The 12,390-nt window shown below is 70.2% G+C and carries 14 protein-coding genes; 3 read left to right on the plus strand and 11 right to left on the minus strand.

All coding sequences use genetic code 11. The features are described 5' to 3' along the window. Positions 1–2: 2 nt before the first annotated feature. Positions 3–896: a LysR family transcriptional regulator gene (locus E5N76_RS26025; RefSeq protein WP_149540691.1), complete on the minus strand. Its 894-nt coding sequence runs from the start codon at positions 894–896 to the stop codon at positions 3–5. A gap of 472 nt (positions 897–1,368) precedes the next feature. Between E5N76_RS26025 and E5N76_RS26030 the strand changes: the two genes are divergently transcribed. Beyond that, positions 1,369–3,621: a putative DNA binding domain-containing protein gene (locus E5N76_RS26030; protein ID WP_149540694.1), complete on the plus strand. Its 2,253-nt coding sequence runs from the start codon at positions 1,369–1,371 to the stop codon at positions 3,619–3,621. A gap of 355 nt (positions 3,622–3,976) precedes the next feature. On the opposite strand, the gene E5N76_RS26035 is transcribed toward E5N76_RS26030, so the two are convergent. The 8 genes from E5N76_RS26035 to E5N76_RS26060 all read right to left on the minus strand — a co-directional run bounded on the left by E5N76_RS26035 (position 3,977) and on the right by E5N76_RS26060 (position 8,887). Next, a complete protein-coding gene (locus tag E5N76_RS26035) occupies positions 3,977–4,825 on the minus strand; it encodes a sensor histidine kinase (RefSeq protein ID WP_149540697.1) in 849 nt (282 codons plus the stop codon). A gap of 154 nt (positions 4,826–4,979) precedes the next feature. Beyond that, a complete protein-coding gene (arsC, locus tag E5N76_RS26040) occupies positions 4,980–5,417 on the minus strand; it encodes an arsenate reductase (glutaredoxin) (protein ID WP_099096577.1) in 438 nt (145 codons plus the stop codon). Between the two features lie 71 nt (positions 5,418–5,488). Continuing rightward, a complete protein-coding gene (locus E5N76_RS26045) occupies positions 5,489–6,730 on the minus strand; it encodes a fatty acid desaturase family protein (protein WP_149540701.1) in 1,242 nt (413 codons plus the stop codon). After that, a complete protein-coding gene (locus tag E5N76_RS26050; RefSeq protein ID WP_149540703.1) occupies positions 6,730–7,254 on the minus strand; it encodes a hypothetical protein in 525 nt (174 codons plus the stop codon). The genes E5N76_RS26045 and E5N76_RS26050 overlap by 1 nt, the downstream gene beginning before the upstream one ends. Positions 7,255–7,407: 153 nt before the next feature. Further along, positions 7,408–7,572, minus strand: a complete 165-nt coding sequence (locus E5N76_RS29880; RefSeq protein ID WP_176559883.1) for a hypothetical protein — start codon at positions 7,570–7,572, stop codon at positions 7,408–7,410. A gap of 77 nt (positions 7,573–7,649) precedes the next feature. After that, positions 7,650–8,342 (minus strand): BON domain-containing protein, encoded by a 693-nt coding sequence (locus E5N76_RS26055; RefSeq protein WP_149540705.1) that lies wholly within the window; start codon positions 8,340–8,342, stop codon positions 7,650–7,652. Between the two features lie 32 nt (positions 8,343–8,374). Further along, positions 8,375–8,512 carry a hypothetical protein gene (locus E5N76_RS29885; protein WP_187830416.1) on the minus strand — a complete coding sequence of 46 codons (138 nt, stop codon included), beginning with the start codon at positions 8,510–8,512 and terminating at the stop codon, positions 8,375–8,377. A gap of 93 nt (positions 8,513–8,605) precedes the next feature. After that, a complete protein-coding gene (locus tag E5N76_RS26060) occupies positions 8,606–8,887 on the minus strand; it encodes a hypothetical protein (protein WP_149540708.1) in 282 nt (93 codons plus the stop codon). Between the two features lie 299 nt (positions 8,888–9,186). On the opposite strand from E5N76_RS26060, the gene E5N76_RS26065 reads away from it, so the two are divergent. Next, positions 9,187–9,627 carry a DUF2147 domain-containing protein gene (locus tag E5N76_RS26065; protein ID WP_099096581.1) on the plus strand — a complete coding sequence of 147 codons (441 nt, stop codon included), beginning with the start codon at positions 9,187–9,189 and terminating at the stop codon, positions 9,625–9,627. A 275-nt stretch (positions 9,628–9,902) separates the two neighbouring features. Here E5N76_RS26065 and E5N76_RS26070 read toward each other — a convergent pair whose 3' ends face one another. Together E5N76_RS26070 and nhaA are read right to left on the minus strand one after the other, a co-directional pair. Continuing rightward, positions 9,903–10,271: a hypothetical protein gene (locus tag E5N76_RS26070; RefSeq protein WP_149540711.1), complete on the minus strand. Its 369-nt coding sequence runs from the start codon at positions 10,269–10,271 to the stop codon at positions 9,903–9,905. Between the two features lie 147 nt (positions 10,272–10,418). Beyond that, positions 10,419–11,777, minus strand: a complete 1,359-nt coding sequence (nhaA, locus tag E5N76_RS26075) for a Na+/H+ antiporter NhaA (RefSeq protein WP_149540714.1) — start codon at positions 11,775–11,777, stop codon at positions 10,419–10,421. Between the two features lie 162 nt (positions 11,778–11,939). Between nhaA and E5N76_RS26080 the strand changes: the two genes are divergently transcribed. Beyond that, a partial coding sequence (locus E5N76_RS26080) for an exopolysaccharide biosynthesis protein (protein ID WP_149539258.1) occupies positions 11,940–12,390 on the plus strand: 451 nt, incomplete at its 3' end.

Below are 12,390 nucleotides of genomic sequence, written 5' to 3' on the forward strand. Positions count from 1 at the left end.
CGCTACAGGTCCCCGGCGCGGCGCAGCTCCGCGATCAGCGCGCGCAGCGCCGCGTCCGGGACCTGGTTGGCGCGCAGCACCAGGCTGATGGGCCGCTGGAGCGGCGGGTCCAGCGGGCGGGCCTCCATCTCCGGATGCTCCACCCGGACAGCCATGCCGGGAACGATCGAGCAGCCCAGCCCCGCCGCCACCAGCTCCTTGATGGCGGCGATGCTGTCGAACTCCATGCCGGGGGCGACCGCGAGCCCTGCCTTCTGGAACCAGGCATCGGTCAGGTTGCGCGTCGTGCTGCCGCGGGAGTGCAGGAGAAGAGGCCGGTTGGCCAGATCGTCGGGCCGCGGACAGGCAGGCAGGACGCTGCCAAGGCCCCGAGGCAGCAGGGCCTGGAGCGGGTCGTGGAACAGCAGCTCGGCGATCAGGCTCGTCGGCACCTCATCGGGCGTGGCGGTGACGAGGGCGACGTCGAGCGTCCCTTCCACGAGCGCCTGCAGCATCGGCGCGGTGTTGCCGGTGCTGACCGCGATCTCCACCCCGGGCAGGGAGTGGCGGGTGCGGCGCAGCGGGCCAGGCAGGAAGTAGATGCAGGCGGTCGCGCCCGTGCCCAGCCGGACATGCCCCGCATCGCCGGCACGAAATCGGCCCCCTGCCTCGTGCAGCCGCTTCACCGCCGCGAGCACCTCCCGCGCCGGCTCCAGCAGCGCCTGACCGGCCGGGGTGGGATGCAGGCGGGTCCCCAGTTTCTCGAAGAGGCGGACGCGGAGCTGGCCTTCGAGCTCGCGCAGCTGCTGACCCACGGCGGGCTGCGTCAGGCCGAGATTGCGCGCCGCGGCGGCGACGCTGCCCAGCTCGACCGTGACGAGGAAGGCGCGCAGCTGGCGCAGGGTGAGACCATGCATCGCCGGTGAGTATCACCCGGGTGCGGGCGCTGCCACGGGGCTTCGGCGAGACGGTTCCTCCTTGCGCGCGTCCAGGGCCCCGGCAGTGCGCCGCCTGTGGGACCGGCCGGCCGCGACGCTGGCCAGGCACGCCTGAATCGGCGACGCGCTGGTCAACCCATGCCTGGCTGCCGTGCCCGACGCCGAAGACCGCGCCGAGCCTACTCCCTGCGGATATGCCGGCCTCCTGCGCCACCGCAACCCAGCGCGACTTCTCCCGGGCCAGGAAGGCATCGAGCTCCGCAGCCAAGGTCACGAAGGGTTCCGCCCCGCGTTGACGCAGACCGGCAGCATAACCGGGATCGTTCGTCACGGCTGACGAAACGCTTAATCCGGAATGTGCAGCCCCCACAGCCTGCCGGAGGATGCCCCGACCCCGGCGCGGGAGGCGCATGCCGCCTTCTGGCAGGCACGGCGCGAGCGGCAGGCGGAGATGGACGCCTCCATCGCCCGCAACGCCGAGGTCGAGTTCCTGCACGACCGCCCCTATCCGAAGAAGGGCGCGGTGCGCGTCACCGGCCCCTTCACGGTAGAGAGCCTCTCCCCCCACCGCGTCCTCCCCGCCGATGAGGAGGACGAGGCGGTGGTGGAGGCGCTGGCCGCCGAGGCCGGCGAGGCCCCACCACCCCGCCGCCGGCTGCGGCCCAAATCCGAAGCCGACGCCGGCACCGGCGACGACTTTGTCACCGCCGTGCTGGACAACCTGGCCAAGGCCGGCGTGCAGAACACCAAGAAGAACGAGCGCCTGACCTTCGCCACCATCCGCCCCTGGCCCGGCAAGGGCCATGTCGCGGCCGAGGCCACCTACGAGGAGGCCGGCCAGCAGCGCCGCGCCGCCATCGTCGTCGGCCCCGAATACGGCACGGTCGGCCAGGAGCTGGTGCGGGAGGCTGCGCGCGAGTGCCGCGACTGGGCCGACGCCCTTGGCGACCTCTTCAATCAGTTGAACAACCGGCAGAAGGTCAGCGCCAACCTTCTCACCGATCAGCATGTCGAGGCGGTGTCCGTCGACGGACGGACTCTCCTCGTGATCGAGGTGCCGCAGGGAATACGCCGACACAAACCCGTCTACATCAACGGCAACCCGATGACCGGGAGCTATCGCCGCCTGAATGACGGCGATCGCCAATGTGACGAAGAAATCGTCAAGCGGATGCTTGCCGAGCAGACCGAGGAGTCCCGAGACAACAGGGTCCTGAAGGGCTTCGGTTTGGAGGACCTGGATTGGGAGAGTGTGCGCGCCTACCGCCAGATGATGCGCGACCGCTCACCCACCCATCCTTTCCTTGACGCGCCCGACGAGGAGTTTCTTCGCAAGATCGGCGCTGTGCGGCGCGATCGTGAGAGTGGGACCGAGGGCCTGACCGTCGCAGGCCTGCTGATGTTTGGCAAATCCGAGAGCATTCAGGACGAGTTCCCGAACTACTTCCTCGATTACCAGGAGCGCGCCAATCCGAAGGCGGAGCAGCGCTGGGTGGATCGCGTCACTCTCGACGGTACGTGGTCGGGAAACCTGTTTGATTTTTACCGGCGCGTCTACCGCAAGCTGGTGGCCGACCTGAAGGTTCCTTTCGCGCTGCAGAATGGCCAGCGGCAGGATGAGACACCCGTGCACGAGGCGCTGCGGGAGGCACTCGTCAACACCATCGTTCATGCAGACTACACCGGTCGCGCGTCGGTGTTCGTTGTGAAGCGGCCTGATATGTTCGGCTTCCGTAATCCTGGGCTGATGCGCGTCCCTGTCGCTCAGGCAATTGCAGGGGGTGAGAGCGACGGCCGTAACCGCACGCTCCAGAAAATGCTTCTGCTCGTCGGCGCCGGCGAGCGAGCTGGATCAGGGGTGCCGAAGATCCATAAGGGCTGGGCCGAGCAGCATTGGCGCCCGCCTGTCCTCTATGAACGCGAGCAGCCCAGCGAGCAGACCCTGCTTGAGCTCCGCATGCTTGACCTGATTCCAGCAGACGCTCTCGCGCGGTTGCGGGCGCGGTTTGGGTCCCGGTTCGACGCGCTTTCGAGGGATCAGCGGCTCATCCTGGCGGCGGCTGCGACGGAGGGCTTCGTGACGCATGCGCGAATGCTCTCGATCTGCGACATGCACCCGACAGACCTCACTCGGCTGCTCCAGGGGCTGGTCCAGGAGGATTACCTTGTGCAGTCAGGGCGGCGGCGCGCTGCGGTTTATAGGCTGCCGGGGATGGTCCTACCGAACCCCGATACCGTCTTTGGCCCGCCCACCGAGGGTGCGGAGCTCGCGGGGAAAGGTTCGGAGCTGTCGACGAAAGGTTCGGAGCTACCGGGCCAAGGTTCGGAGCTTGACTCCGCACCTACCAGCGGCAGCCTAGGCCGCCAGGTAGAAGGGCTTCCATATCCCCTGATTGATGCCCTCGAGGGCTTGGACGCGGGGCTCCGGCGACAGCTCGAGGAGATCTCGGAGCCAGTCCGAACCAGCGGACGTGTCGCACCAGAGACAACCCGCAGTGTGATCACGCTCCTATGTCGCGAGCGTTACCTGACCATTCGGGTTCTGTCCGCCCTGCTCGGCCGCGACGAGGATTACCTCCGGCAGCGGGTACTCAATCCTCTCGTCCATGAGAGGGTGCTGGAGCGTGCCTTTCCGCAATCGCCGAACGACCCCCGCCAAGCCTACACCGCCGCTGACGTCGCCCCACCGGCGTCGCCTTCGTAATGGCTTTGCGAGAGGGTTCACCCGAGGATGAGTTTCAGCGCCGGTTTCGCGTGAATGGGCATAGGGACCGCGAACATTGGCCGCTCGACTTGGAAAGAAGATCCTATATTTACAAAGCGATAGACCTTGTAGACTGAAGCGGCCAAGTCCCAAGGTTTGGAGAGAATCCGCCCTCCGGAGAGAATTTCGGCCCCTCCCGGTGTCCGCACTCCCAAGGTTCACGCACCAACCCTGGCGCAACCTGCGGTTCCAGGCGCCGGCCGCCCAACCGGAGAACGAATTTGCAGGAATGAATGGTGTGGCGAGAGGAACCGGGCGCTAACATTCTCTGGACCGGCAGCCGGCGCGCGAATCGTTAGGCACTCGGATGGCGGTTGGTCGGCCAGTGCGGTCCCTGCGCGGGGATGAAGCGGATTGCCGCCTGCAAACCGGCCGGCTCGAAGTGCAGCTCGACGCTGCTGCCGGGTCCGAGGTCCATTGCGAGGCCGCGCTCCAGCAGCCGGGTGCCAAAGCCCCGCCGATCCGGCGGCCTTGCCACCGGCGGGCCCTCCGTCTCTGCCCAATGAATCGTCATAGCTCCATCCGCTCCCGCCTCGCACCGGATCTCGACCCGGCCCTCGGAAACGGAGAGCGCACCGTACTTGGTGGCGTTGGTGGCCAGCTCGTGAAAGGCGAGTACCAGGGCCTGCGCCTGCCGCGGCGATACCGTCACGCCGGCGCAACCGCCCCGGATGTTGAGCTGAACGGCCCGGCCGGTCCCCAACCACGGCGCCAGCGCATTCTGCGCGGTGTCCCCGATGCCGGCCGGCTCCCACCCGCGCGCCGCCAGCATGTCGTGCGCCCGCGCCAAGGTCCGCAGCCGCGCTCCGAAGTGCTGGGCGAAGCGCCGAGGATCACCACCGACCCCCTTCAGCGTCTGCGCGGCGAGCCCCTGAACGGTGGCAAGGATATTCTTGACGCGGTGGTTCAGTTCGGCCAACAGCAGGTCCCGATGCCGCTCGCTCTCCGCCAGTTCGGCGTTTGCCCGGCGAAGCTCCGCGTTCAGCGCCTCGGAACTGGCAAGATCAGTGCGCGTGTCGGCGAGCTCGTATGTTCGCACCTCGGCATTCTTTGCGGCACGGCTCTCAGCGGCGGCAAGCTCAGCCCGCAGGCGTGCGTTCTCCGCTTCCAGCTCTGCCTCGTGCCGGCTTGATCTCGCGGTCATGCCCGCTCAAGGCCCTGGGGATGCCGCCGGCACGGCACCTCATCGCGGCCCGGTATGAAGGTGCGTTTCCCCGGCGGCCCGCACGGACGGGGTGATCCTCGCTGCCCCCGAGACAGTGCACATGCCACCGCGACTGGCCCTGTCCGGGATGCGCTCAATCCAAAGCGGTCCGATCAACACGTCTTCCCTGGTCATCGATAACAGGCGCGCCATTTTCCTTGCGGAAGGCGCCCTCCTGTGGAGCGGGCAGGATGTTCAGGACCGTCTCCGATGGCCGGCACAGCCGCACGCCAAGCGGGCTGACCACGATCGGGCGATCCATCAAAACGGGGTGCCGCAGCATCAGGTCGATCAGCGCGTCGTCAGCCCACTTGGCGTCATCGAGACCGAACTCCTCGTACGATGGCACTTCCTGGCGCAGCAGGTCACGCACGGGGATGTCCATGCGCCGGAGCAAGCCTACGAGCGTCTCGCGCGAGGGCGGTGCCTTCAGGTACTCGATGGTCTCCGGCTCCTCGCCACTGTTGCGAATGAGCGCCAGAACGTCGCGTGACGTGGCGCAGTTCGGGTCATGGTATATTGTGATCGTCACAGTGTTCCCCCGATCCGGACTGCCTCAGGGCAAGGACCCTGGCCCCACCGTGAGCCATCATCCGCCCGATGTCATGTCGCGCTGTTCCCCTCGGTCGCGCTGGTCTGCCTCAGAGTCGGCGGTACGTCCGGCAGGGCGGCGCGGGCCCCGCTCAGGGCCAGGCGTCGTCGGAACCGGCCAGCGTGAGGGGCCGCCGCCGAGGCTGCGCTTCGGCTGAGCAAGCCTTGCCCGCCGCGAAGACCATCAAGCCCTCTATTGGGCAGCGCCTCCTCGGCCTGTTTGAAGGTCACCATGCGGCCGGCCTCCTCGTCCCACAGCAGGTGGCCGGGCGCCGAGAAAGCCTCACGCAGCGTGACCACCCGCGCAGTGGCGAAGGCGGGGTGCGCGTCGTGGCAGGCCTCCAGCAGGTAATTCGGGATGCGCGGCGCGAAGTGGTGCACGTGATGGAAGCCGAGGCTCGCCGTCAACCACCGCAAAACCGCCGGCAATTGCAGGTAGGAGCTGCCCGCGAGTGACGCGGTCACTCGATCCCAGGCCGCGTGGCGCGCCCAATGCACCCCCTCAAAGCGGTGCTGCACCGAGAAGAGCCAGACGCCGGCGATGCTGGCCGGCACCATCACGGCGAGGACGCCGGCTGTCACCGGCCAGATGCCGAGCAGCGCCGAGAAGCTACCGTAAAAGGCGAGCAACGAAAGGTTCGTCAGGTGCACGCTGCGGTGCTCCCGGCCCCAGCCGACCGGTGCGTCATACGGGACACGGTAGAGCACGAGGAACACCAGGGGCGGGAATACCAGAAGCATGAGCAGCGGATGACGCAGGATGCGGTAGGCACGGCGCCGCCCGCGACCCATGGCCCGGTACTCGGCAACAGTCTCGCAGGTCGAGTAGATGTCGGTGCCGCGGTCGCGGCGGTCGAGGTCGTTCCAGACCGCGTGGTGCCCGGCGTGCTGCCGTCGCCAGTGCCCGTAGGGCGTGAAAGTGAACAGCGAGCAGAGCCGCCCAACAAGGTCGTTGGCGCGCGGTGCGCGGAACAGCGAGCCGTGCCCGCAATCATGCTGCAGGGCGAAGACGCGCACCGTCAACCCTGCCGCCGGCAGGCCTAGCGCCAGCACCCACCACCAGCCCAAGGCGAGGCCGGCCTGCATCGCCGCGAGCAGCGCCAGCAAGGGCAGGAAGGTCGTGGCGAGCTGCAGCGCGGCGGTCCGGGGCGCGGCCTCCTGGAAGCGGAGGGCGACCGTTCTCAACTCATGCCGATCGGCACGGGTCTGCTCCGCAGGGGGACGGTTGGCGTCGGTGCCGGCGACCCCCGGCATCAGCCCCTGCCTTCGGGCCAGGTGACGAAGAGGCCGACGTCGCCGAGCACGCCGCCCGGGAAGTTCAGGATCCGGGCACCGAGCCCGAAGCCGCCCGGTCGCAGGGCGTCGTGCCAAAACTCGAGGAACACCCGCGCGCCGGCCGGCAGCGTGTCCTGCCAGCCGGGAAGGCGGTTGTTGATCCGCCGCCCGCCGTCCGTGCAGTAGTCGGAGGGGAACGACACCAGCATCACCTCCCGCTGACCGCCCTCGAACGCCGCCTTGACCTTCGAGATCGTGTCCACGCGGTCGGCGTCGGTCAGGCCGCGGGCCTCGAAGCGGCCGCGGTTGCCGGCCCGATGCTCGTCCTCCCGCCGCGCGGCCTCCACCGCCGCCGCCTCACTGCGCCGCTCCCGCTCATCCCGCGCCGCGTACATCGCGTCGAGGGACAGAAAGAAGAGTGGCCGGGAACCCTCGGCCGCGGGCCGGGCTCGCCGCTCGTTGCCCCGGGCACCGCCGGCATCGCTCGGCTGATCGGCATTCATCGGATGCGTTCTCCTCAGCTTGGGTTCCAGGCGGAGGCGCCGACATCACGCGCCACCGCCACCAGTTGCGGCGGAACCGGCCATTCGGCCGTCCGCCGTCCGACAGCGCCGGGTTCGGGGCCAACCACCGGCAGACTGCTGAGGGAGTACCGCCTACGGCGACGCAGGAACGGCGTGGACGGCCCAGACCGGGGCAAAGCCCACGGTGCCGTAGACGGCCGTCAACATGACGGCGAGCGTCAGCGCGCAGGCCAGCATCATCAGGCGAAAGCGGCGCTCGGACACATGGCCGACAAGTCCGGCGGGGTTCGGTTGCATTCTGACCTCCTTGGCCGCGTGCTGCGGCGTTCACTCTCCACCTGACTGCTCCCCCCGGGCGCCCTGCCAAGCCGGCGTCACGACCCCACCGTGATGCGGTCCAGCACCTCGGTGACGCCGGGGGCCGCCCAGGCGATGCGCTCGGCCAGATCGCGCTCGCGCCAGCTGGACACGCGCCCACTCAGGACGACCTTGCCTCCGACCGCGCTGATCACGACTTCTGTCGCTCCCAGCCCGGCCTCGCGCACGAAGAGCGCCTCGATCCGGCCAGCGACGTCGCCGCTCTCCGCGTCGCCGCCGTAGGCCTCGGCGACACCGCGGGTGGCCTCGGTGGTCCGCCCGTGCCGCTCCACCGCAACCAGGTTGGTGACGTCCACCACGCCCTCGATACCGGCGGCCAGCCGCTCGGCGGCGGAGCGTTCCGCCTCAGTGCCGACCGAGCCGCTCAGCGTGATCCGCCCCCGCGCGATCCGCATCAGGATGCGCTCGCGTCGCAGCGGGGCGGCCGAGAAGAGGGCTCGCAGCGCCCGTTCGGCGATCGCCTCGTCCAACCCGTCGGCCTCCGGCGGGAGGCGGACCTCGATTCGTGGTGCGACGGCACCGGCCTGGGCCTGCATCCGCCCGCGGCCGGGTTCGGTTTGGGCCGCCGGCGGCTGGGCCGCGACCCCGTGCGCGGCGGTGGCGATGCCCGCCCGCTGCGCTGGCGTGCCCTGCGCTCCGGGCCACGCGGGCGTCTCGTCCATGTTCGGCCTGATCCTGTCCTCGCCCATGACGGCCTCTCCCGCCGAACCGCGTTCCGCCGCTAGCGCTTCTTCGCAGGCGCGGGCGCGGCGGCCTGCGCCCGTGCGGTCGCGAAGGGGGACGCGGCGGTGATGACCTTCGCCTTCGGCTGCTTGGGCTTCTTCGCCTCCCGGCTGCTCCGCTTCTGACCCTTGGCCATCGCTCTCTCCTGTGATCGGGGCGCACGGCGGCGCCGGCCGTCCCTGGGGCCTGGTGGATACGCCGCCAGCGCCAGTGGCCTCGTTCGGGTCGCTCAGCGGGGAAGCCTCAGGGCGCTGCCCTTGTGCCGCATCCAACGGACCGCACCGCGGGCGGACGCGAGCGCGGCCAGCGCGGCACACGACATCAAGGCGATGCCGGACATACCGATGTGGCCAGAGGGGCGTTCCGACCTGAGCTGACTCGCCCTCGCGTGACGATCCGCGGCCCATCGCACCGGGTCGCGGGCCTTGGCGGCATGCTCCGGCATGCCCTCGTTCTCGCTCCGCTCCTCGGCGGTGCGGTCGGCGATCTCGTCGTTGAGCTTCGCGTTCATGACGGCTGTCTTTCCAAACGGCACATTCGGCCGCGTTGATCGCGGCCCGGCGCATGCTCGCGGTACGCAACGGTCCGAGCGGTCGCGGGTAAAGTGCCTGTCCACATGAGATCGTGATTCGGGCCCGGGAATCACAGTATGCGAGGAAGCACCATCGCGTGCTCTCTGGCGGCCTCCGCGCCGGGCGAGGACATTGAGGAGGCATCCGTGCCGCCGTGCTCCCTTCCCGCTGGCCCCTGCCGGGACCGGGCACGAGGTCCCCCGGACTTGCCGCATAGGAGGCCGCACTGCGCCCCGTGATGCTCTCCGCCCTCATGGTCCTGGCGGTTCCGGGCACCAGCACCGCGGCGGCCGTTCCGGCCGGTGTGTGGCTCATCGACGAGAAGGCGGCCGTGCAGATCTTCGACTGCAGCAGTCAGTTGTGCGGCCGGATCCTTTGGATGCTGACGCCGCGTGATCCCCAGGGCCAGATCAATCGAGACCGGCACAATCCCGACCCGGCGCTGCGGCAGCGCCCGCTGTGCGGGCTGACCGTCCTATGGGGCCTGCGCCCCGCCGGCCCCGACCGCTGGGGAGGCGGCTGGTTCTATAACCCGGACGACGGGAAGACGTACCGGGTCTCGGCAGAACTCCGATCCGCCGACCTGATCGTGGCGCGGATCTATGTGGGGATCCCGCTCTTCGGCGAGACGAAGACCCTGGTCCGGGTCGCGCACGGCACATCGGAGGGATGGTGCTGAGCAGGAAAGGCGGGCCCGCGGCGCGAAGGCGGCGCGACCGGCGCCACCGGAACGGCCCCGCTCTGGTCCAGCCCATGTCCCCGCCGTCGGAGGCCGTCGGCGACGACGGGATCGCCAGGGCTCCGGGCCGGAAAGCCGCCGGCGTGCGGCTGCGCCGCTTCGGGGAGGCACCACGCCGCCCGGAGGGCGGCGAAGGACGGAAGGACGATGGTAGGCACCCCGGCCGGACCTGCATCCGTCCGGCGGCCTTTCGCGGCGACGAAGCGGCAGCACCGTTACAGCGCCAGTGCTTCGGCCTCCCAGGGGCCGCGGGCGAAGTGGACCACCTCGAAAGTCTCGTCGTCAGCCCAGAGGACGCTCAGCACCTGCGTCCCGGCGCGCCACACATCGAGGCCGTAGGGCAGGTCCGGTCTCGTGCGCTGCCGCTCGAGGGCATGCCGGTAGCCCGGGGACGACGCCTCGCCCGGCGACAGGTCGTTGAACGGGGTCCAGTGCTCGACGGTCCAGGCTTCCGTCCGCAGCGCGACCAGCCTGACCGCGCCGCTCTGGACCTCCAGGATGCCGCAGTCGCGGACGAGCGGCAGGAGGTGGTCGCGGATCGCCAACGCCGGGCCGTCGCCGGAAGACACGAGCCTCAGGGTCATGCACCCCTCCACCAGGGTGTTGTCATCGGATCGGCTGACCATGCCGGGGCCAACGCCCGGGCACCCCACCTGCTTCCTTCACCCCTTCGCAAGCGGAATCTGCCCCTGTCCGCGGCCATCCTGCCTGGCCCCGGCCGTCCGATGCCCTCACCGGCCGTCCGCGACGGCGAGACGATCGCCGCCGCCGCGGGCCAGCCAGGCCAGCAACGCGAGGCCGCCCGCCGCCGAGAGGACGGACGCGCCCAGGATGCCCAGCTTGGCGGCGTCGAGCAGCGCGCCCTGGAACGCCAGGCCGGCGATGAACAGTGCCATGGTGAAGCCGATGCCGGCGAGCATGCCGCCCCCGGCCAGCGCACCCCAGCCGAGCTCCGCCGGCCGCGCCGCGAGGCCCGAGCGCACCGCCAGCCAGGCGAAGGCTACCACACCGATGGGCTTGCCGAGCACGAAGCCCGCCACCACGGCCAGGACGACGGAGTCCGTGAGCGCGTCGAGGGAGAGCGGCACCCCGGCGTTGGCCAGGGCGAAGAGCGGCATGACGCCGAAGGCGACCCAGGGGTGCAGCGCGGCCTCGAACCGCTCGACCGGGGACAGCGCCTCCCGCGCCGCCTTCCCGGCCGAGCGTAGCGCCCGGCGATCCTCGGCGTCACCGCTCCAGGGGCCGCCGCCCGGCGGATGGGCAAGGACCCGCCCCAAAATGGCGCGCAGGCGCCGGTCGCTCACCCAGCCGCGGGTCGGCGTTAGCAGCCCGAGCGCTACGCCGGTGACGGTGGGGTGAATCCCCGACGCGTCGATGGCAAGCCAGACCAGGACGCCAGCGAGCACGTAGACCGGGACGCTCCGCACGCCGAGCAGCGCCATGCCGCGGACCACGGCAAGGCCGATACTGCCGACCGCGAGCGCGGCCCAGTCAAGCGCGCCGCTGTAGCCGATCGCCACGACCAGGATCGCGCCGAGGTCATCCACCACCGCGAGCGAGAGCAGGAAGACGCGCAGCCCTTGCGGGGCGCGTCGCCCCAGGAGCGCCAGGCAGCCGATGACGAAGGCGGTGTCCGTCGCCATCACCGTGCCCCAGCCGCGCTCGCCAGGCTGGCCCAGCTGCAGCGCAAGGTAGAGCGCCGCGGGCGCCAGCATGCCACCCAGCGCAGCTGCGACGGACAGCGCGGCGACGCGCGGGTTCCTGAGCTCGCCCAGGACCAGCTCGCGCTTGAGCTCCAGCGAGACGACGAAGAAGAACAGCGCCATCAGGCCGTCGTTGATCCAGTCCCTCGTCGGGTGCACGAGCGCAAGCGGGCCGAGCTGGACGCCGATGGGCGTCTCCCAGGCGGCGAGGAAGCCGTCGGCCAAGGGCGAGTTGGAGAGCGCCAGCGCCGCGGCGGCGGCCAGGAGGAGGACCAGGCCGCCGGCGGTCTCGATACGCAGGAACCGTGCCAGCGGCTCGGTGACCCGGTCGATGGGCTCCCTGGGCAGCCGGCTGAGCCGCGGGTCGTCCTTCTGGTCTCGACCCATCCCTGCCACCCCCGACGATGATCTTCGGGATATGGTGACGCCATCGGACCGCCGCAGCGCGCGGACGGCAGGCGCGGAATTAAGGCGCGCGTGTCGTGGACCGGAGCGTGCATGTCTGCAACCCGACAGGGAGAGGTTGGTCCGTTGCGGCCGCGGGCATGTATGCTCCGACCCGAGATGCTGGCGCGCAGGCCCACTTCCGCGGTGCTGGACGAGCTGCTCGGCGAGGCGCCGACCGCGCAGGTGACGCTCGACTGGCTGATGGCGAGGCTGGGCGACCGTTCCTTCGGCCTTGTCCTGCTCCTCCTGGCGCTCCTCGGCCTGCTCCCCGGGGTGTCCGCGGTCGCCGGCGTGCTGCTCATGGTCCCCGCAGCACAGATGATCCTGGCGCGCCCCGGCCCGGTGTTCCCCCGCCGCATCGCTGCCCGACGCTTCGAGGCACGGCGGCTGGCCCGAACGGTCCGCCGGATCGTGCCGGCGCTGCGTTGGCTGGAGCGATTCATCCGCCCGCGCTGGACCACGCCCTTCGAGGCGACGAAGCGCGTGGTCGGCGCCGTCGTCCTGCTGCTGGGTGGTGCCCTCCTCGCCCCGGTGCCGCTGAGCAATGTCCCGC

The sequence above is a fragment of the Siccirubricoccus phaeus genome (assembly GCF_008360935.1).
GTDB classification, from domain to species: domain Bacteria; phylum Pseudomonadota; class Alphaproteobacteria; order Acetobacterales; family Acetobacteraceae; genus Siccirubricoccus; species Siccirubricoccus phaeus.

What these genes read in the sequence shown, in the direction of transcription:
- E5N76_RS26025 (WP_149540691.1), bottom strand. Translation starts at nt 896, where the DNA reads ATGCATGGTCTCACCCTGCGCCAGCTGCGCGCCTTCCTCGTCACGGTC.
- E5N76_RS26070 (WP_149540711.1), bottom strand. Translation starts at nt 10,271, where the DNA reads ATGACCCTGAGGCTCGTGTCTTCCGGCGACGGCCCGGCGTTGGCGATC.
- E5N76_RS26065 (WP_099096581.1), top strand. Translation starts at nt 9,187, where the DNA reads ATGCTCTCCGCCCTCATGGTCCTGGCGGTTCCGGGCACCAGCACCGCG.
- E5N76_RS26045 (WP_149540701.1), bottom strand. Translation starts at nt 6,730, where the DNA reads ATGCCGGGGGTCGCCGGCACCGACGCCAACCGTCCCCCTGCGGAGCAG.
- E5N76_RS29880 (WP_176559883.1), bottom strand. Translation starts at nt 7,572, where the DNA reads ATGCAACCGAACCCCGCCGGACTTGTCGGCCATGTGTCCGAGCGCCGC.
- E5N76_RS26060 (WP_149540708.1), bottom strand. Translation starts at nt 8,887, where the DNA reads ATGAACGCGAAGCTCAACGACGAGATCGCCGACCGCACCGCCGAGGAG.
- E5N76_RS26035 (WP_149540697.1), bottom strand. Translation starts at nt 4,825, where the DNA reads ATGACCGCGAGATCAAGCCGGCACGAGGCAGAGCTGGAAGCGGAGAAC.
- E5N76_RS26055 (WP_149540705.1), bottom strand. Translation starts at nt 8,342, where the DNA reads ATGGGCGAGGACAGGATCAGGCCGAACATGGACGAGACGCCCGCGTGG.
- E5N76_RS26030 (WP_149540694.1), top strand. Translation starts at nt 1,369, where the DNA reads ATGGACGCCTCCATCGCCCGCAACGCCGAGGTCGAGTTCCTGCACGAC.
- E5N76_RS26050 (WP_149540703.1), bottom strand. Translation starts at nt 7,254, where the DNA reads ATGAATGCCGATCAGCCGAGCGATGCCGGCGGTGCCCGGGGCAACGAG.
- nhaA (WP_149540714.1), bottom strand. Translation starts at nt 11,777, where the DNA reads ATGGGTCGAGACCAGAAGGACGACCCGCGGCTCAGCCGGCTGCCCAGG.
- E5N76_RS29885 (WP_187830416.1), bottom strand. Translation starts at nt 8,512, where the DNA reads ATGGCCAAGGGTCAGAAGCGGAGCAGCCGGGAGGCGAAGAAGCCCAAG.